The following is a 20,778-nucleotide window of genomic DNA, read 5'->3' on the forward strand; positions in this document are numbered from 1 at the left end:
ATATCATGTATCAATACAATGAACTGGGATTTGTCAATACTAAGGAAATGTTCCGTAAAGCCTATGACGGCGGGTACGCGGTGCCGGCTTTTAATTTTATTTCCATTGAGCAGCTCAACGCGATTATGGACGCCTGTGGAAAAAAACAGTCGCCGGTCATCTTCATCGTTTCCCCAAACCTGCGCAATCAGCTTGGCTACGAAATGATTGCGCGTGTCGCTCAGGCGGGTGTGGATCGTCTTAAAAACGAGGAACGCGGTGTCCCTGTGGCGCTGCACCTCGACCACGGAATGACCTATGAGCAGTGTGTCAGTGCGATCGAAGGCGGATTTTCCTCGGTCATGATCGACGGAAGCGCCCTGCCGTTTGAAGAGAATATCGCGCTTACCAAAAAGGTTGTGGAGTACGCCCACCGGTTTGACGTTACGGTGGAAGGGGAACTTGGGGTGCTCTCCGGTCAGGAGGAAGAGGGCGACGAAAAGAAAATCGCCGGATATTACACCGATCCCGCCATGGTGGAAGAATTCGTCAGGCGTTCCGGCGTAGACAGTCTTGCCGTTTCCGTCGGCACCTGCCACGGCCTTGTCAAGCTGAAGCCCAACCCGGACGGAAGCCTGCCCGAGCTCCGCTACGATCTGCTGGAGGACATTCAGCGCCGCTTGCCCGGATTCCCCATTGTTCTGCACGGCGCATCCACCATCCTTCCGAAATATGTTACAATGATCAATACCTACGGCGGAAAGCTGGAACAGGCGGTCGGCATTCCGGAGGACCAGATTTCAAAGGCCGCCAAAATGGCGGTCTGCAAGGTGAATATCGCCTCCGACGGCTGGATCGCCGCGCTGGCCTTGACCAGAAAGATTCTGGCGGAGTCGCCCGCCGCTATCGACAGCCGTGTTTTCACGCTGAAGGTGCGGCCGGAGCTGGCCGCTCTTTACGAGCACAAAATAGATGTGATGGGCAGCGAAAATAAGGCATAAGGAATTTGGCTGTTCGGTCTGAAAGGAAGAAATCCTTTGAAAGAATACTACGTTTGTCTGGAAATAGGCGGTACCAATCTGCGGTACGGGATTGTCGGAAAAGACGGGAAGGTGCTTGCCTTCCATAAAATCCCCACCCGTACCTTGTCGGACGCTCCCGAAAAAATAGAGTACCTCTGTACTCTCTTGGGCGAAATGATTCAGCAGGCGGGGAAGGAAAATGTCCGGGCCATTACGATGGCTCTGGCATCCCTGATGGACAGGGACCGCACGGTGCTCTACTCCGCCCCGATGATCAAAGATTTTGACAACATCCCCATTGTGGAAAAACTGCAGAGCCGTTTTTCCATCCCGGTCATCATCGAGAAGGATGTCAATATTCTTCTGCTCTATGAAATCAACAAGGCAAAAATGGACCCGGGCGGGATTACGCTGGGCGTCTTTATCGGAACCGGGCTGGGCAGTGCCATGTGCATTGACGGACGGGTATACAAAGGAAGCAGCGGGACCGCCTGCGAGCTGGGCCATATTCCCGTACCCGGGCTGGAAGCGGAGTGCGGCTGCGGGAAAAGGGGCTGCATCGAGCTGCTCGCCTGCGGGGATGTGCTGTACCGCCTCGCGGTGGAAAAATACAAATGCGACATTTCACGGATTTTTCTCGAGCACGGCGACGAACCCGACGTGCAATCCGTTGTGTATTACTGTGCGGCTGCCATTGCGACGGCTGTTACCATTTTGGACCCGGCGCGCCTGATTCTCGGCGGCGGCGTTACGGAAATGAAGGGCTTTCCCTTTGCGTATCTGGAACAGAGCATCCGACAGAATCTGCGCATCCCGAACCCGAGGGAATCGCTGCAGATCACGGTTGCCTCCGGTGATCCCGAGGCCGGTGTGATCGGCGCGGCCATCCATGCTCAGCAGCTGCTGGGATAAGGTTTTATGGCTGCCGAAGCGAGGATTTTGTTGACAAAAGTCCTTATGTGAAATATAATAATCTTTATAATAATATTATAATAAAGTAGGTGTGTTCATGAGTGCACAGCTGGATTTTAGCGGACGGACACAGTTGTACTTTCAGTTGTACGATATATTGTATAAAAACATTATTGACGGCGTTTATAAGCCCGGTGAATTATTGCCCACTGAAAATGAACTGATCGATCAGTATCATATCAGCAGGGTGACTGTGCGCAAAGCGATGGACCTGCTGATGAATGACGGCCTGATTGCCAAGCGGCGCGGCTACGGGACCTTTGTGCAGAAGCATAAGGTGGAACAGACTTTGAACAAGGTGCTCCATTTCTCCAATGAAATGGAAAAGCGCGGGTACAAGTCCTCCACTTCCGTTTTGGCGAACGAAGTCGTCTGCGCAAGCAAGACGATTGCGGATGAGCTACACGTTTCGGAGGGCGACCAGTTAATCCGCGTCATCCGTCTTCGTTTTGCGGATGGGGTGCCGATGTGTATGGAGTCGGCCTATCTTATTCACGACAAATGCCCCAAAGTACTGGAGCAGGATTTTGCGAAAAACTCTCTGCGCGAATTTTTGGCGAGTCAGTACGGTATCGTGTGGATACGGGCCCACCAGAAGATTTTTTCCATTAACGCAAACGCGAAGCTGGCGGGCAATCTGGATATCCTGAACGGAGACCCTCTCATTTATATTGAGCGCGTTTCCTACGACCAGAACGATGAACCGGGAGAATATCTGCAGGCGTATTACCGCGGCGATACCTATTATCTGACCGCCGAACTGAACGCCCAATCCATAGCGAACGAGCCGTAAACATAATATTCTGACAAAGGAACCGTTCTCTTTCCCTGCTGGGAAGAGAACGGTTCCTTTGTTTTTTCCCTGTCGCTTTGCAGGAGCTGTCCGTGAAATATGGCCGTTTATTTTTAGTTAATATTGAAATATTTTTCAATATTTTCTTATGATTTTTAGGCAGTTATAATAGAGACATAGGAAATAACTTAGCCAAAGAAAACAAAGAAGGAGTGGACATCGTGTATATCGATCCTATTATCATTCAATACCCGGAAGGGCTGGAAAAAGACCGTTTTGTCATCGCAACCTATTACTGCGGAACGAAACGGAACACGAATATGATGAAGTTCGCCGCCGCTCTGGCGTGCGAGCAAACCTGCGGAACCTGGATTCAGGTACCCCAGGAAACCGCCGAGGTGCGTGAAAAATGCATCGGCAGAGTCGTCGGCGTTTATGAAGCGCCCTCTTACCAGATCGAGCTTCCGAAGGAAGTTGAGGAAAGAAACTTCATCGTCCGTATCGCTTACCCGTGGGCCAACTTCGGCGAAGCGCAGTTCGCGATGATGCTGAGTGCCGTGATCGGCAATATCTCCAGCTCCGGCAAGGTCAAGCTGATCGATCTGGAGTTCCCGGATTCCTTCCTGAACCAGTTCCAGGGACCGAAATTCGGCGTCAAGGGTATCCGCGACCTCCTCGGCGTTTACGACCGTCCGCTGCTGAACAACATGATCAAGCCCTGCACGGGCCTTTCGCCGGAAGCGACGGCCGCGCTGGCTTTTGAGTCCGCCGTCGGCGGCGTGGACGTCATCAAGGACGACGAGCTGATTTCCAACCCGGTCCATTGTCCGCTGGTAAAAAGAGTCAAGGCGGTCATGGCGGCTCTGAAACGCGCGGATGAGGAGAAGGGCGAAAAAACGCTCTATGCCTTCAATATCACGGACAGAACGGAAAACCTGAAGGACAACGCTTACAAAGCGCTGGAAGCAGGGGCCAACTGCCTGATGGTGAACTACAACACGATCGGTCTGGACGCGACGAGAATGCTCGCGGAGGACAAAAATATCAACGTTCCGATTCTGGGACATTCCGACTATACGGGCGCGCTGTACGAGTCTCCGTGGTCGGGCGTGAGCGCCGCCCTGATCGGTGCGAAGCTGCCGAGACTGGCCGGTGTGGATATGATCATCGCCCTGACGCCTTACGGCAAGTTCCCGATGATGATGGACACGTTTGTGGACGGCGGATACCGGATGCTGTCTCCTCTGGGCAACATCAAGCCGGTGTTCCCGATGCCGGGCGGCGGTACGACACAGGGCCACGTGGAAGACGTCGTCAGGAAGTTCGGCAACGATGTGATGATCGCGAGCGGCGCGGGCATCCATGGCCATCCGATGGGGCCGAGGGCCGGAGCGGTTGCTTTCCGCCAGGCCATTGACGCCGTTGTTTCCGGACAGAACATGCTGGAAGCGGCAAAGCAGCATAAGGAGCTGCAGGCGGCGTTTGACGCCTGGGGCTACTACCAGGAAGGCAAAACCGGCATCTTTGATCTGAAGGGCTGATTGTTTTTCAGGGATTTTAAAAGAATTGAGATGTTGAAAGCAGTTGAATGTACGCTTGCGTACATTCAACTGCTCCATTTAAGAACTTTATTTTCTAATACAAACTAATAAAATATTCAGAATCTTGAATTGAAAAATAGGTTTCTTCCCGTATTGCGTAAAAGGACGCCAATAGGGGGAGTGCCTTTTCCTTATATTTGTTTATGAAACTGTCCGATCTTTTTTCCAGTGTGATTGTCTGGTTCCGAAACCGTCCGCAGCCGATTGGGGGGCTGCAGACGGATCAATAGATTCGGAGGAAAGTTTTTTGAAAGGGTTGGAGTTGGTTGAAAAAATCTTCCTGGCCGGGTCAGAACCAGGGAGTGCAGTAAAACAAATTACGGGAGGAATTGTATTGAAACAGAAAAAGTATGTGGTTGGAGTGGACTGTGGAACAACGAGCAGCAAGTCGTTTGTCTTTGACCTGGAAGGGAATTGCCTCGGTTCGGGACAGATCATGAATCCGCTGACGTATCCGGCAGTTGGACGGGTGGAGTGCGACGGGGAGGAACTGATTAAGCTCCTGCATGAGACGACCCGCCTGGCAATTAAGAACAGCGGGGTGGACCCGGAGGAAATTGCCGGGGTAAGCTTCGACATGTTCCGCTGCACCATGGTTACGCGCGATCGGGACGGTGGCTTTACCACGCCGATTATTATCTGGCAGGATCTGCGCAGCGCCGAAATGCTCCCGCAAATGAGGGCGCAGCTTGCGGCGGCGGGAATGACGCCGGACGACCTGTACGACACGTGCGGAATGCCGCTGGGCGGCGTCAATCCGTCCGGAAAATTGCAATGGGTAAAGGAAAAGAAGCCTGAGGCATATCAGAATGCCGTCAGAATCCACACCATGATGGGACTTTTGACGAAAGCCTACGGTGCCGACGACTACTACGACGATATCAACGACACGCCGTGGCTTCAGCTGAACGGGCCGGATTTCAAGTACAGCGAAAAGCTGTGCAAGGTGTTCGGGGTGGATATCGACAAGCTGGCTCCTCTGAAAACGACGGGAACGATCATCGGAAAGGTATCTCCCGAAATCGCGGAAAAGACCGGACTTGCGGTCGGGACTCCGCTGGTCATGGGTACAGGCGACCAGCAGGCGGGATGCCTCGGCTGCGGCTGCGTCAGGGAAGGCACAGGCTATGCCTGCGGCGGTACGGCGGGCATTACGGCCGGAAAATCCACTAGGCTGCTGAGGGACCCGGCGAAGAAATGCTATATACTGGGAACACCCGACGGGGCATGGGTCATGGAGGGGCAGGCGAATGCCGCGGGCAGCGCTTTCAAGTGGTTCAAGGGCGAATTCTGTGATGTGGAAAGCATGACCGCGAAGTACCTGGGGCTGGAGGCATATGACTTTCTGACGAAAGCGGCCCAGAAGTCCGGGCCGGGTGCGAACGGATGCTTCTTCCTTCCCTACCTGCAGGGGGCGAACACGCCCAATTACAACGCGGATGCGCGCGGCACTTACATAGGGATGACCTTCGCCCATACGAGGAACGATCTTGTCCGTGCAACGATGGAGGGGATCTGCTTCGATATCCGCGATATGCTGGAAGCCATGGTCAAAGGAAATGTTCCCAATTTTGATGTTGTCCGGCTGACCGGGGGAGTCGCCCGGTCCGGTTTCTGGTGCCAGATGCAGGCCGATATTTACAACAGACCCTGTGAGACCGTGGCGGTGGAAGAGGCTACGGGACTTGGGTGCGCCATGGTCGCGGCTGTCGGTGTCGGAATTTATCAGGATTTTGAGGAAGCCGCCGAGCACATGGTCAAGGTCACAAAACGTTACGAACCGAATCCAAAAAATGTTCCAATTTATGAAGATGCTTACCAGACCTGGAAAAAAGTGTATCAGGCGCTCAACGGGGAAGCCTATTGTGCCGTTACGGCGTTCCAGGAAAAATACCGCTGAGCGATCCGTAAGAACCGACGGGAGTTTCCCGCAGTTTGTAAGGATCGGGCGGAAGCTTCCTTATACGGATTTTATCAATCTATATTACAGGAGGAATGAAAATGGTAAACGCTGTTAGTGTGATAGGAGCATTTGCAGGAGGATGTATCGGAGCGCTGGTTGGAGGAAATCCGGCTTTTGTCATCGCGGGTATTGTCGGGGTCACTTTTCTTTCCATGGGAAACGTGCCGGCGGCAGCAGTTCTGCAGCAGACTGTGGAATACACGCTGTTCACCCCATGTATCTGTTTTGCGGGCGGCGTGGCGGCGCTGGCCTTTGCCGCCAACAAAAGGAAATACGATATTAACGGCTTGAACCTCAATAAAGCGCTGGGTTTTACAAAGGACCCGATGACGGTTTTGGTCGGGGGGATTTTCGGCCTGTTTGGTTTTCTGTGCCTGAACCTGGCCGTCTATTTCAAGCTGCCGCTGGACGCGGGCGCTTTGACGGTGATGCTTTCCGGATTTATCGTCAGGCTGCTGTTCGGCAACCGTACGATTGTAAATCCCAAATTAAATGAAAACCTTCTTTTTCATAAGGAAGGCATCTCTCACTGGGCCTTTAAAATACTGGTTGGTCTGGTGGTTGCGACGATAGCGGCTTATGCCGTTCATCTGACGGGCATTGCGACGACCGGGTTTTACATCAGTGCCCTTTCTCTTATCTTTTTCCTCAGGGACGGCGATTTTCCCGTTACCCACCATGTTACCCTGATCGCGGGCTACGCGACCCTTCGCTCCGGCAGCGTGCTGACAGGAGTCTTGTTTGGGGTGCTTGCCTGCATTGTGTTTGAACTGTATCAGAATATCATCAACTCCAATGTGGACTCCCATATTGACGCTCCCGCGTCCACCATCGCCACTTTAAGTCTCGTTATATTCACTGTCTTCCCCGCCTGAGCGGAAATGTAAGCCGATCAGCTTTTCTTACCGCCTCTCCGGCCGTTGCCGGCGGGGCGGCAGGATAAAATAGAGTGTGATTCAGGAAATAAGATTTTTCCCAAAATTCAGACATGGTTGTCATTATACAATGATTGATAGATATAATGAAAGTGGACGCTGTTCAATACATAATGGTGGATTTTTTATGTGCCGGACATCACTATGGGAGGAAAGAGTAATGAAAAGCGAAGTGTACAATCAGTCTGTTTGCATTATGGATTCCGTTGCGTATCTGTACTACATTGAAAAAAGGACTCTTGCAGAAATTTCGCAGGATTTGGGCATTTCCAAGCCTACCGTCTCACGGCTTCTGAAGAGAGCGGTAGACGAGGGCGTCGTTGAATTCAAAATTTCCAAGCCGTTTGCGGACTGCATTGATCTGGAAAAGAAGATCATGAGCCGCTACGGTCTGAAATCGGTGATCGTCGTCCCGGTATTGGAACCGGAAAAGCTTCTGAATCCAGAGGAGACAAAGAAAAGGGTCGCTCTGGAAGGGGCCCGCTATGTACAGCGGATCGTTACGGACGACGATATTCTCGGCATGAGCTGGGGAGGTACGATGTATCATCTGATCCAGTACCTGAACCCCTGCCGGAAGGTGAACGCCAAAGTTATCACGATGCACGGCAGCATTGCCGACTGCGACGAAAAGCTGGCGGTCAACAACCTTGTACGGCGTGCCGCCATGGCTTTCGGCGGAAAAAATGTATCGATCTGCGCGAACGGCCTTGCCGACAGCAGAGAACATTGCCGCCAGATTCAGGATGACGCAAAATTCCAGAAAATATTTTCCCTGCTGAAATACATCAATATCTCCGTAAGCGGGGTCGGGGTGTTTTATCCCAGCGTGGATTCCCTGCTGGCTTCCTCCGGCTATCTGAAGCCCCATGAAATGAAGGAACTGATTGAGCAGAAGGTTTGCTGCGACTTTGCTCTCCGTTTCATCAACAGGGACGGTCAGGAATGCGAAAGCAGCCTGAAGGACCGGACCCTTTCCATCGGACTTGATACATACAGGCAGATTCCCTGCAAAATCGTGGTGGCCTCCGGCAGCAAAAAGGCGCATGCCATCCGTGCCCTGCTGAAAGGGAATCTGGTCGACGTCCTTGTTATTGACTATTATCTTGCAAGTGCCCTGTACGCGCTTTGAAAGACGTCGGAAACGGGTGCGGGTACCGCCCTTCTCAATTGGTACCCGCGGCTGTTGATATAGATGATGTTTTGAAATATTGGTTTGAAACACCTTCCCATGAAACGTAAGACCTCCTTTGAAACATCCTTGCGATATTGCGGGTTTTCTGAAACGAAATCAGAAAGCCCGCAATTCGTTACCGGGGATTTCCCGGGCTGACGCAGGTCGTTTCCAGCAGCTTCCGCACCTGAGGCGCAGGTGGAAAACAGGATGGGACAAGCCTTTATTTTTAGTTAATATTGAAATATTTTTCAATATTTTCTTATGATTTTTAGGCAGTTATAATAGGGACATAGGAAATAACTTAGCCGAAGAAAACAAAGAAGGAGTGAACATCATGTATATCGATCCTATTATCATTCAATACCCGGAAGGGCTGGAAAAAGACCGTTTTGTCATCGCGACCTATTACTGCGGAACGAAACGGAACACGAATATGATGAAGTTCGCCGCCGCTCTGGCGTGCGAGCAGACCTGCGGAACCTGGATCCAGGTACCCCAGGAAACCGCCGAGGTGCGTGAAAAATGCATTGGCAGAGTCGTCGGCGTTTATGAAGCGCCCTCTTACCAGATCGAGCTTCCGAAGGAAGTTGAGGAAAGAAACTTCATCGTCCGTATCGCTTATCCGTGGGCCAACTTCGGCGAGGCGCAGTTCGCGATGATGCTGAGTGCCGTGATCGGCAATATCTCCAGCTCCGGCAAGGTCAAGCTGATCGATCTGGAGTTCCCGGATTCCTTCCTGAACCAGTTCCAGGGGCCGAAATTCGGCGTCAAGGGCATCCGCGACCTCCTCGGCGTTTACGACCGCCCGCTGCTGAACAACATGATCAAGCCCTGCACGGGTCTTTCGCCGGAAGCGACGGCAGCGCTGGCTTTTGAGTCCGCCGTCGGCGGCGTGGACGTCATCAAGGACGACGAGCTGATCTCCAACCCGGTCCACTGTCCGCTGGTGAAAAGAGTCAAGGCAGTCATGGCCGCTCTGAAACGCGCGGATGAGGAGAAGGGCGAAAAGACGCTCTATGCCTTCAATATTACGGACAGAACGGAAAACCTGAAGGACAACGCTTACAAAGCGCTGGAAGCGGGGGCCAACTGCCTGATGGTGAACTACAACACGATCGGTCTGGACGCGACGAGAATGCTCGCGGAGGACAAGAATATCAACGTTCCGATTCTGGGGCACTCCGACTATACGGGCGCGCTGTACGAGTCTCCGTGGTCGGGTGTGAGCGCCGCCCTGATCGGTGCGAAGCTGCCGAGACTGGCCGGTGTGGATATGATCATCGCTCTGACGCCTTACGGCAAGTTCCCGATGATGATGGACACGTTTGTGGACGGCGGATACCGGATGCTGTCTCCTCTGGGCAACATCAAGCCGGTGTTCCCGATGCCGGGCGGCGGTACGACGCAGGGCCATGTGGAAGACGTCGTCAGGAAGTTCGGCAACGACGTGATGATCGCGAGCGGCGCGGGCATCCACGGCCATCCGATGGGGCCGAGGGCCGGAGCGGTTGCTTTCCGTCAGGCCATTGACGCCGCTGTTTCCGGGCAGAACATGCTGGAAGCGGCAAAACAGCATAAGGAGCTGCAGGCGGCGTTTGACGCCTGGGGCTACTACCAGGAAGGCAAGACCGGTATCTTTGATCTGAAGGGCTGATTGTTTTTCTGCCAGCCTTAAAATAGTGATGTTACAGGACAGTTGAATGTGCCGATGTGCACATTCAACTGTCAGATTTAAAGAGATGTTTTACCAATGGAGAATTATGTATTCCTTTTATCTTGGGGCAATAGGGGCCCCGTTTACCCAAATTGCTGTGTTGGCTTTGATTCATAAGCTTTCCTGGCCTGCTTATGAGACGAAAAGGACGGAGGAGTAATCATAATGTATGATGTTGTAATCATCGGCGCCGGGGTCACCGGGTGCTGTATTGCAAGGGAATTATCACGGTATCAGCTGAACGCGTGTGTGGTGGAAAAGGGCGATGATGTTGCGTCCGGCACTTCAAAGGCGAACAGCGGAGTCATTCATTCGGGGTTTGACGCGAAGCCGGGGTCGCTGATGGCGAGACTCAATGTGGAAGGCAACGCTCTTCTCTGGAAGCTGGCGGAAGAGCTGGATTTTCCGGTGAAGAAGAACGGCGCTCTGGTGGTTGCCACCGACGAGGAGGAAGTCAAGCATCTGGAACTTCTGCTCGATCAGGCCCGTCAAAACGGCGTTCCGGGCGTACGGATCCTTTCCCGCGAGGAAGTCATGAAAATGGAGCCAAACCTTACGGACAAAACGGTGGCTGCTCTTTACGCGCCTACGGGCGGAGTGATCGACCCGTTCAACCTTGCCATTGCCATGGGGGAAAATGCCAATGTGAACGGGGTGGAATTCCGGTTTGAGACGGAGGTTCTGCAGATCCATAAAAAGGGCGAAAAATACGAGCTGGAAACCAATCACGGAACCATTGAGACGAAATGTGTCGTCAATGCAGCCGGTGTTTATGCGGATAAATTCCACAACATGGTGAGCGCAGAAAAAATACATATTACCGCGCGCAAAGGAGAATATCTGCTGTTTGACAAAACGGTTGGGGATCTTTTCACCGCTTCTGTTTTTCCGGTTCCGGGAAAAATGGGGAAGGGTATCCTGATTGCGCCCACCGTTCATGGAAATTTGTACGTCGGCCCCACCGCCAACGACGTGGAGGATAAGGAATCGATCAATACCACACAGGATATCCTGCAGCTTCTGACGGAAAAGGCAAAGGCCAATCATTTGTCCAAGCGGACGATTCCCATGAATAAGGTGATTACCTCCTTCGCGGGCCTGCGTGCGCATCAGGACAAACATGATTTCATTGTGCAGGAGGTTCCGGACGCCGAGTGCTTCTTCGACGCCGCGGGAATCGAATCCCCCGGACTGACCAGTTCGCCCGCAATCGGGGTAATGATGGCGAAGATGGTTTCGGAGAAACTGGGCCTGAAAGAAAAAAGCGGTTTTGTTTCTGCCAGAAAAGGGGTTTTAAAGCCGGAAAAACTCACGGATGAGGAAAGAAACGAACTGATTAAGAAAAGTCCGGCGTACGGCAATATCATCTGCCGTTGTGAAATGATTACCGAAGGGGAAATTGTAGACGCGATTCACCGGCCTTTGGGGGCAAAATCCATGGACAGTATCAAAAGAAGAACCCGCGCGGGCATGGGACGGTGTCAGGCCGGCTTCTGTACGCCCAGAACGATGGAGATCCTTTCCAGGGAGCTGAAGATCGGCATGACCGAAATCACCAAAAAGGGCGGCGGCTCCCGGCTCGTTGTCGGTAAAACCAAAGAACTGTAAAAGGTTTACATGGAAGAAAGGCATGATGAATGATGAAGTCATATGAAATTGTTATCATCGGCGGGGGACCCGCCGGGCTTGCGGCGGCTTTGGCGGCGAAAGAATCGGGGGTCGACAGCATCCTGATCCTGGAAAGGGACAGGGAACTCGGCGGGATTCTGAACCAGTGCATCCACAACGGCTTCGGACTGCATACCTTCAAGGAGGAACTGACCGGACCGGAATATGCTGATCGATTTATTGAGAAAGTCCTTGAACAGAAGATAGAGTATCAACTCAATACCATGGTAATGGATATTACGCAATCCAAAATCGTCACCTATATGAACAGGGCGGAGGGTATGGTACATATTCAGGCAAAATCGATCATATTGGCGATGGGCTGCCGGGAAAGACCCAGGGGGGCGCTGAATATCCCCGGCTTCCGGCCGGCCGGTATTTTCTCCGCAGGGACCGCTCAGCGGCTTGTCAATATGGAAGGCTATATGCCCGGCAGGGAAGTCGTCATTCTGGGCTCCGGAGACATCGGCCTGATTATGGCGCGGAGAATGACGCTGGAGGGCGCCCACGTCAAGGTGGTCGCCGAGATTATGCCGTATTCGGGCGGACTCAAACGGAACATCGTGCAGTGTCTAGACGATTTCGGGATTCCTCTCCGTTTAAGCCATACCATTGTGGATATCCGGGGCGTTGACCGTGTGGAAGGGGTCACCATCGCGCAGGTGGATGAGCACATGAAGCCTGTTCCGGGGACCGAGGAGGATTACGACTGCGATACCATCCTGCTTTCCGTTGGCCTGATCCCTGAAAACGAGCTGTCGAACAAGATAAACGTTCAGATGAACGCCGTTACCAGCGGGCCGGTCGTTAATGAAAGCCTTGAAACCAATGTCGAAGGGGTATTCGCCTGCGGAAATGTCCTTCATGTGCATGATCTGGTGGATTATGTTTCCGAAGAAGCCGCTCTGGCGGGAAAGAACGCCGCGAAATACGTGCTCGGAAAATTCGGCGGTCAGGAAAATTCCGCCCATACCGTCACGCTGGAAGCGGTTGACGGGGTCCGCTACACCGTGCCGAAAACCGTGAATGTCGGCCGGATGGAGGACACGGTCAAGGTGCGTTTCCGTGTCGGAAACGTCTTTAAGGACAGCTATGTCAGCGTTTATTATGACGATGAGCGGGTGCTGCACCGCAAAAAAATTATTATGGCCCCGGGGGAAATGGAGGATATTACCCTTGACAGGAAAAAGCTGCTGGGATATCCCGACTTAAAGAAAATTACCGTTAAGATCGAAAGGGAGTAAGGAGCATCATGGAGAAGAGAGAACTGATCTGCATCGGCTGCCCGCTCGGCTGCATGATTACCGTAGATATGCAGGACGGTAAAGTGGTGAAGGTGACCGGGAATACCTGCACGCGTGGAGAAAAGTACGCTGTAAAAGAAGTGACATGTCCCACAAGGATCGTAACCTCTTCGGTAAGGGTCTCCGGTGGGGACATCCGCGTACTGTCCGTGAAAACAAGGGAAGCGGTTCCCAAAGAAAAAATATTTGACTGTGCAAATGCTCTGAAAACCGTCAAGGTGGCCGCTCCGGTCAGAATCGGAGATATCATCTTAAAGGACGCGGCGGGAACGGGGATTCCTTTTGTGGCGACAAAAAATGTGAAATCCCCCAGCACCCTCTGAAAAAATCCAGTTATCTCCCGCTTTTTCCCACTGCGCGGCGGGGCCGTGCATCGTGTGATTTTTCCTCAGCCTTATTACAGATTTTATATCGGACCCAAAGATCGTTGTACAAAGGGATATGAAATGTTCCACTCGGGGGAATGAGCCTGACAGCAGGTTCTATATGGGTTGGAATCGGTTACAGCGGAGCTTTTCAGTTGGGTCAGGACTTGGAAAGCTGTGTGTTTTTTAAGGCGAACCATCAAAGGCGGCGGTCATTGTGGCCGCAGAAAAAGTATTGAAAAGGCTTATAAAGGGAGGAAAAACAATGGCGAAATATTTGATTGGTCTGGACAGCGGAACAACGGGACTCAGGAGCAAGATTTATGATTTGAGCGGGAACGTAATCGCGCAGGGATACCGCGAGTATGACTGCGTTTACTACAAACCCGGATGGATCGACCAGGACATCAACATGATGGTCGAGGCGATGTACGACTCGCTGGCGGAGGTTGTGGCAAAAGGGAAAAAGGCCGGTGTGGATCCCAATGAAATTGCATCCATCGGCTTATCCACCCAGCGTATTCTACATATGTACGTCGATCAGGACGGCAACGTCATGCGCAACGGCATGGGGATTTCCTGGCAGGATTCCCGCTGCGAGGCCGAAGCAAAATGGATGAGTGAATTCGGCGACGAATACACCCAGATCACGGGTCTTCCCGTAGGTACCGCCTGGGGAAGCGGTAAAGTAAAATGGGTTTTGAATAATGAGCGGGAGACCTATGAGCGGGCTTCCAAAATTCTGACCACACAGGAATATTTCCTGTATAAGCTCGGCGCGAGGGACGGCTGGTTCCAGGACTGGTCGAACGCCTCCTATTTCGGTCTGCTCGATGTGCAGACGATGGAATTCAGCGATCCTCTTCTGAAACGGTTCGGCATCAGCAAGGAAAAGCTGCCCAGCCTGGTCGGTTCCGGCTGGCAGGTAGGAACGATCGACAAATACGCGAGCGAACGCACCGGACTTCCGGTCGGCATGCCGGTCTGTACCGGCGGCGGCGACCAGCAGTGTGCCGGAATCGGTGCTGGCGTCATACGCGAAGGCCTGTGCGAGGTGACCTTCGGGACCTCCGGAGTCAGTCTGGCCGCTCTCGACACACCCAAGCACGATCCCAATAAGAAGGTTTCCCTTTCTGCCGCCGCTTTCCCGGAAAAGGCGTGGGAGTCCGAAGGGCTGCAGATGGCGGCGGCCAGCAGCTACCGCTGGTTCCGCGATACCGTGGGGCAGGTATGCAAGATGATCGAACCGATTACGCAGACCAGCCCTTACCAGATTCTCGACAGGCACGCGGAAAAGGCGCCTGTCGGCAGCAACGGCGTTATCTTTCAGCCGTATCTGGCCGGGTCCAACTGCCCGAACTACGACGGCACGGCCCGCGGCGCTTTCCTCGGACTCAGCTTCAAGAGCGATTTCGCGTCCCTGGCGCGTTCAGTGCTGGAAGGCGTGACTCTGGAAGCCAGAAGCGTTCTGGAGGCGTTCTATTCCTTTATCGATATCGACGAGATCATTCTGAGCGGCGGCGCGACCAACTCCAAGCTGTGGTGCCAGATTCAGGCGGACGTTTACAACCGTCCCGCAACGATGCTCAGGGAAGGCGAATGCACGGTTATGGGCGCGGCTATTTTGGGCGGCGTGGGCGCCGGCGTGTTCAAGAGTGTGCAGGAAGGCGTGGACACGATGGTCAAGAGGGTAAGCACCTACGAGCCAAATCCGAAGACGGTACCGCAGTATAACGAACTGTACGATTTGTTCAAGACCGCCTACAGCTCGCTTGCGCAGGGAGATTTCTACCAAAAACTCAATAATTTTACGGAAAATAATTAAAGCATTCCCGGCTGCGAAAGCCTGAGAACGGCTTTCGCAGCCCCGCAAAAAGGAAGGAGTTCATCATGTTAAACCGGTTAATGCCTCCCGTATTCAAGTACGATGTTGGCAATATGAAGGATTTGAATGAGCGGATTAAACGCTGGTCGGATTACGATCAGATTCCAAAAATAGAACTGGAGGACGTGATCGTCGGCAGGGACGCCATCGAGCGGCTTCCTGACGCGCTGCAGTCCCTGGGCGTCCGGGCCGGGCGCAGGGTGATTGCGGTCATGGACGAGACGGCCATTCTCCGCAAAGGCGAAAAGCTGAAGGAACAGGTACAGGCGCTGCTCACCCGGGCGGGTTACGCGGTGGAAAAGCTCGTCCTCAAGGGAGATGAATACGGGGTCGTTCACGCGGACGCAAAGCAGGTGGAAACGGTTCAGTCCCGTCTGGACAAAACCTGCGCGGTCATTTCCGTCGGATCGGGAACCGTTACGGATATTGCAAAGCACGCGTGTTTCCTCTATCAGAATGAAAACCATTGCGAACGCATCCCGCTGATTTCCTTTATGACGGCCAATACGGTACCGGCCTATACGTCCCGTTCTTCCATTATTTCCAAGGACGGCGTCAAGCGGACATGGCCTTCCCGTACGCCGAACATTGTCGTGATGGACGTGCAGACCCTGATGGACTGCCCGCTGCACTATACGGTGGGGGGAGTAGGCGATCTTTTCCCGGTGTTCAGTGCTTTCGCGGACTGGTATCTGGCTGACTGCATGGGCACCGCAACGGTACTGGACGCCTGCTGGCGCATTGTGGACGACATCAAGGAGCTTTTGATCCCGTATATGGAAGAAGTGGCCAACCGGACTTCCGTCGGAATGGAAGTGCTGGGGAAATGCCTGCTCGTGACCGGGCTCACCATGACGTTTGCACAGGACTCCGTACCGGTTTCCGGCTATGAGCATGTCATCAGCCATCTGCTGGACATGACTGCGGACTATGACAAAAGAAAGACAGGGGTTCACGGCCAGCAGGTGGGCGAAGCAGATATCCTCTCTCTGATCAATATGGAAAAACTCGTCACCCGCCTTGACAAAGAATTGGCGGACGGCGGAATCAATATCGGCAGTTGCTATCCTTCGGAGGAAGAAATGCAGAAAAAGGTCCTGGAAACTTTCCAGCAGATCGATCCCACGGGGAAAATGGGCCGCGAATGCTGGAACGATTACAGTCAGAAGCTGAAAAAATGGAACGATAACCGCCCGAAATTCGAAGCGTTCCTGAAGGAATGGCCCAAACACTACGCGGTCCTTAAAGAGCTTCTTCCACACACGGCGCTTGCCTGCGCGCGGGCGTTAAATAAAGCGAAGCATCCGCTGCTGTTCGGCGAACTGGACGCGCCTGTCACGGAAGATCGTTTCCGCTGGGCCATGCGTAGCGCCAACCTGATGCGCAAGCGGTTTACTTCCGCCGATTTGACCTATTTCCTGGGATGGTATAATATGGATTGGGAAAATGACATTATCAGCCGATATTATGAAATAGTGAGAACCGTGCGCGCTGAGAATTCATCAGCGGCTCACTGATAAAATCAGACTTCTTGATGCGGGGGAAAGAGGGAGTCTTTGGAGGTTAACCATGAGCGACAATCGTATTAAGGTAAACGCGGATCCGGATCATCTTCTGGATCGAATCAGATGTTTTGCGCTGGATATGGATGGGACGATCTATCTGGGTGAACAGTGGATTGACGGGGCAAGGGACTTTTTGAAATGCGTGGAAGAGACCGGGCGAAAATATGTTTTTATGACCAACAACTCTTCCAAGAGCGCGGATGTATACTATGAAAAACTGGAGCGGATGGGGCTGAAAATCCGTCCCGAGCAGCTGATTACCTCCGGCCACGCGACCGTTGATTACCTGAAAAAGAATTTTGCGGGTAAAAAGGTTTTCCTGCTGGGGAACCCCATGCTGACCGCGGAATTTGAAAAAATGGGAATCCCGCTGGATGACGAGCATCCGGACCTTGTCATCACCGCATTCGATACTTCTCTGGATTACAAAAAAATGTGCAAGGTCTGTGATTTCGTCCGGGAGGGGCTTCCGTACATAGCGACGCATCCGGACTTCAACTGCCCGACGGAAACCGGGTTTATTCCGGACGCCGGCTCCATCCACGCCTTTATAGAAGCATCCACCAAACGCCGCCCCGACAAGGTGATCGGAAAACCGAACCGTGAGATTGTGGCGTATACGCTGAAAATGACCCACTGTACGGAAGAAGAGACCGCTATGGTGGGGGACCGCCTGTATACGGACATCGCGGCCGGGGTGAACAACGGACTCACGGGAATCTTTGTCCTCAGCGGCGAGGCACAGTTGAAGGACCTTCCGGATTCGGATGTCAAACCCCATTTGATCTTTGATTCTGTTAAGCAAATCATTCCCTATCTGTAAAATCCATCCTTGCCATACATCACTGAAAAAGGGGGCGGAGGAATGTCCATCAGGCTGATTGCGCTGGACGTGGACGGTACCCTGACCGATGAAGAGGGCAGAATCAGCGCGGAAAATGCTTCCGCGGTCAAAGCGGCCATGGAATCCGGAATCCAGGTGATCCTGGCTACGGGCAGGCCGCTTCAGGGAGTGGAGCCCATCTGCCGGGAGCTGGGAATGAACGGACCGCTGATTCTGGGAAACGGGGCTTTGGTCCTGTCGGGGGACGAAGTGTGGTATCAGGATTTTTTTAACCCGGAGGATTTGCGCGCCGTTTACGAACATGGAATTACGGTCGGCGGCATCTCCGTGCTGGCCTTCCAGCCCGAGATCATCCCCTACTGGTTCCCGCAGGATATGGACAAAAACTGGCTGTCGGATATTCTGGACTCGTTCCGGCTTGATAAGCGGTTCGACGTCCCTGCGCCGGCCGACCTGCCGCTTGAGCGGGTGAACAAGGTCATGCTTCTGGGCGACCCTCAGTCGGTCGCACAGGCGCTGGCCACATGGCCGGAGAAGATCGGGCATCTGGCAACGGGGCGCTCCTATCCCTATCTGGGAGAAGTCAACACACCGACGGCTAACAAGGGCAGAGCACTTTCCATTGTGTGCGGGCGGCTGGGGCTTTCTCCGGAGGAGGTCATGGCGGTCGGGGACGGCGAAACGGATTTGCCCATGCTCGATTTTGCGGGGACGGCGGTGTTTGTTCGCCGGGGTTCCGCAATTCCGCAGCTGCCCGTCGGCGCGCTCGTGGTTCCAACGGAAGAGCGCGACCGCGGTGTCGCCTGGGCGCTGACGCACGGTATTTAATTTTTGCGTTTTCTCAGACAGCCGTAAATTTTGCACCTTTCATCCTGATTTTTTATCTTTCTCAGAATTTATGTACTGTCCTTTATTTTTAACAGGCTGCCGGTTCGTTCCTGCGAGCGAACCGGCAGCCTGCATTTAAAAGTGCCCGTGAAAAATACTGGTTGACAGGAAAAATATATCGAACCAGATATATTCCAAATTCATAGAATGATAGTGAATATATTGAAAGCCTGAAAGAAAACAGGCCCGTATTTTTGCGGATCAGAGCCCGTCTCAGGACGAAAGCTGTACGCAAATCCCGTTTTTAGTCATTTTCAGTAATCCACAGGGAGTGATGCAGATATGGGTCGTAAAAGAACTCTCAGCCTGTGTGTAATTGTGCAAGAGGAGGAAAGCGCTGTAGAAGAATGTCTTGAGAGCGTGGGGGATGCCGCTGACGAAATTATTCTTGTCGATATCGGTTCAGCCGGAAAAATCGCGGAAACCGCAGAAAAATTCGGAGCAAAGGTTTATTCCTTTCCGTGGAACGGCAGCATCAGCGACGTCAGAAATTATTCCATCAGCAAGGCGGGAGGAAAATGGGTCCTGTTGATGGACGACTGCGAGGTATTTGAAAAGAGCGGACGCGAAGCCCTTGCGGACTATGTTCAGCACTCCAGAAACCATGGATGCCATTTTACCGTCCTCAGTCCCGCGGAAAATCCTGAAGGCGGACTGTGCTGTACAATGCCCAATACCCTGCGCCTGCTGCGCAACGACGGACTTTACTGTTTTCGGGGGAAGGTGCGGGAGCAGCTTTGCAGAAAGGACGGCAAAAAAGTCGCTAAGGGATTGTTTGAGCGAAGGGATTTCAGAATTTACCGCTTCAGCCACTTTGAGGAAGCCGCAAAGGAACGCCAAAAGAGAAAAGAGAATTGCGCGGCCCTTCTGAAAGAGCTCGAAGAAGACCCGGAGAATCCATTTCTGCAGTTCCACCTGGGCAATGAATATCTGTCGGATTCCGATTATAAGAACGCGGTCTGCTTTTATGACAGGGCATACGCCAATATGGATGAGACACAGCCCTACGCGCCCCATCTGGTTTACCGGCGCGCAATCGCGTATGATCACTTGAAGCAGTATGAACGCTCCCTGAAAGCGATTGAAGAGGCGCTTGCCGTTTATCCCCAGTGTACGGATCTGGAGCAGCTCCGGGGCGCGGTTTATTCGGAGTGGGGAAGATATACGCTGGCGATTGACAGCTTTCAGCGATGTATGCAGATGGGCGATCCTCCGCCCGAACTGAGGCTGGCCGGGGACAATCCGGCCGGGCCGCTTTTGCTTCTTGCGGATCTGTACGTCCGGCTTTGCGATTACGAAAGAGCTTTCCAATGCTACAAGCAGGCGGTCGTGCAGGAACCTTTCCACTACCAGACGCTTTATTCCGTCGGGCATGTCCTCAACCAGATGTATGAGGATAAACGAACGGCCGTCGCAAAGCTGACGGCGTTCTTTTCCAATCTGGAGGACCCGCCCAACCTCATCGTGCTCACGGATATTCTGATCGAGGAAAAGCTTTACGCTTACGGCGTGGTTTACTGGGATATTCTTGCGAAACAGCCCGGATACGAACCGGACAAAACTTTTCTGCGGGCGAAGCTGTATTTTTATACGCAGGAGTATGAAAAGGCATGGAAACTGTTTGAACCGCTGGCGGCCACGCGCCCTGCGGGCGCCGTTTTTCGGCAGATCGGCGGGGAGAGCGCGGAGTACCTGTATCTTTTATCCCTGATTCTGGGCAATGAAAAAACAGGAGAGTGTATCCGTCTGGCAAAAGGCGGCTGCGACGAAACAACCGTCCGTACCTTCCGGCAGATCTGGAACGTATACCGGGGGAACGGCGAGCTTGCTTTCCGGAAGGATGAAGACTGGAAGAGAGTTTTAAATGCAGTGACGCTCCTTTTTGACAGATTGATCCGCGCAAGGGAGTTTGATCTGTTTCAGAAGCTGCTGTATGTTTTAAACGACATAAACAGTCCCGCGGCGTTGACTGCTTTGGCCGGCGTGTATTTCAGCAACGGATACGATACGCTGGCGGCTGACCAGATTGTGCGTTCTGTCAGAGAACTGAATTATCTGGACGCCGCAGGGCTGAATATTCTGCTCCGCACAAGCAGAAAATAG

16 protein-coding genes are annotated in these 20,778 nt (G+C 53.0%); all 16 read left to right on the plus strand.

The features are described 5' to 3' along the window. The first annotated feature begins 5 nt into the window (after positions 1–5). The 16 genes from ACRQU7_RS04920 to ACRQU7_RS04995 all read left to right on the plus strand — a co-directional run bounded on the left by ACRQU7_RS04920 (position 6) and on the right by ACRQU7_RS04995 (position 20,778). The gene (locus ACRQU7_RS04920) at positions 6–980 is read left to right on the plus strand and encodes a ketose-bisphosphate aldolase (RefSeq protein ID WP_444644180.1); all 975 of its coding nucleotides are present in this window, start codon (positions 6–8) and stop codon (positions 978–980) included. A gap of 36 nt (positions 981–1,016) precedes the next feature. Continuing rightward, positions 1,017–1,913 carry an allose kinase gene (alsK, locus tag ACRQU7_RS04925; RefSeq protein WP_444644182.1) on the plus strand — a complete coding sequence of 299 codons (897 nt, stop codon included), beginning with the start codon at positions 1,017–1,019 and terminating at the stop codon, positions 1,911–1,913. A gap of 97 nt (positions 1,914–2,010) precedes the next feature. Then, complete coding sequence (locus ACRQU7_RS04930) at positions 2,011–2,766, plus strand: GntR family transcriptional regulator (protein ID WP_038322851.1); 756 nt, start codon at positions 2,011–2,013, stop codon at positions 2,764–2,766. Positions 2,767–2,987: 221 nt separating this feature from the next. After that, positions 2,988–4,307: a RuBisCO large subunit C-terminal-like domain-containing protein gene (locus ACRQU7_RS04935; RefSeq protein ID WP_444644185.1), complete on the plus strand. Its 1,320-nt coding sequence runs from the start codon at positions 2,988–2,990 to the stop codon at positions 4,305–4,307. A 394-nt stretch (positions 4,308–4,701) separates the two neighbouring features. Next, complete coding sequence (locus tag ACRQU7_RS04940) at positions 4,702–6,267, plus strand: FGGY-family carbohydrate kinase (RefSeq protein WP_444644187.1); 1,566 nt, start codon at positions 4,702–4,704, stop codon at positions 6,265–6,267. 101 nt (positions 6,268–6,368) lie between these two features. Continuing rightward, a complete protein-coding gene (locus tag ACRQU7_RS04945) occupies positions 6,369–7,205 on the plus strand; it encodes a hypothetical protein (protein ID WP_444644189.1) in 837 nt (278 codons plus the stop codon). 220 nt (positions 7,206–7,425) lie between these two features. Beyond that, a complete protein-coding gene (locus ACRQU7_RS04950; protein WP_444644191.1) occupies positions 7,426–8,397 on the plus strand; it encodes a sugar-binding transcriptional regulator in 972 nt (323 codons plus the stop codon). Between the two features lie 379 nt (positions 8,398–8,776). Continuing rightward, positions 8,777–10,096: a RuBisCO large subunit C-terminal-like domain-containing protein gene (locus ACRQU7_RS04955; protein WP_052010453.1), complete on the plus strand. Its 1,320-nt coding sequence runs from the start codon at positions 8,777–8,779 to the stop codon at positions 10,094–10,096. A gap of 225 nt (positions 10,097–10,321) precedes the next feature. Next, positions 10,322–11,764 (plus strand): NAD(P)/FAD-dependent oxidoreductase, encoded by a 1,443-nt coding sequence (locus ACRQU7_RS04960; RefSeq protein ID WP_444644193.1) that lies wholly within the window; start codon positions 10,322–10,324, stop codon positions 11,762–11,764. Positions 11,765–11,796: 32 nt separating this feature from the next. Then, positions 11,797–13,068, plus strand: coding sequence for an NAD(P)/FAD-dependent oxidoreductase (locus ACRQU7_RS04965; RefSeq protein ID WP_444645505.1), 1,272 nt, complete (start codon positions 11,797–11,799; stop codon positions 13,066–13,068). Between the two features lie 8 nt (positions 13,069–13,076). After that, positions 13,077–13,451: a DUF1667 domain-containing protein gene (locus ACRQU7_RS04970; RefSeq protein WP_038322857.1), complete on the plus strand. Its 375-nt coding sequence runs from the start codon at positions 13,077–13,079 to the stop codon at positions 13,449–13,451. A 307-nt stretch (positions 13,452–13,758) separates the two neighbouring features. Next, complete coding sequence (locus tag ACRQU7_RS04975; RefSeq protein WP_444644195.1) at positions 13,759–15,318, plus strand: FGGY-family carbohydrate kinase; 1,560 nt, start codon at positions 13,759–13,761, stop codon at positions 15,316–15,318. A 65-nt stretch (positions 15,319–15,383) separates the two neighbouring features. Next, a complete protein-coding gene (locus tag ACRQU7_RS04980; protein WP_444644197.1) occupies positions 15,384–16,895 on the plus strand; it encodes an iron-containing alcohol dehydrogenase in 1,512 nt (503 codons plus the stop codon). Positions 16,896–16,947: 52 nt separating this feature from the next. Next, on the plus strand, positions 16,948–17,766 hold the full coding sequence (locus ACRQU7_RS04985) for an HAD-IIA family hydrolase (RefSeq protein ID WP_444644199.1): 819 nt from the start codon (positions 16,948–16,950) through the stop codon (positions 17,764–17,766). A 42-nt stretch (positions 17,767–17,808) separates the two neighbouring features. Then, the gene (locus tag ACRQU7_RS04990; protein WP_444644202.1) at positions 17,809–18,615 is read left to right on the plus strand and encodes a Cof-type HAD-IIB family hydrolase; all 807 of its coding nucleotides are present in this window, start codon (positions 17,809–17,811) and stop codon (positions 18,613–18,615) included. A gap of 342 nt (positions 18,616–18,957) precedes the next feature. Further along, positions 18,958–20,778, plus strand: coding sequence for a glycosyltransferase (locus tag ACRQU7_RS04995; protein WP_444644204.1), 1,821 nt, complete (start codon positions 18,958–18,960; stop codon positions 20,776–20,778).

This window comes from Caproiciproducens puteiluti (assembly GCF_052442865.1).
Lineage (GTDB): Bacteria > Bacillota > Clostridia > Oscillospirales > Acutalibacteraceae > Caproiciproducens.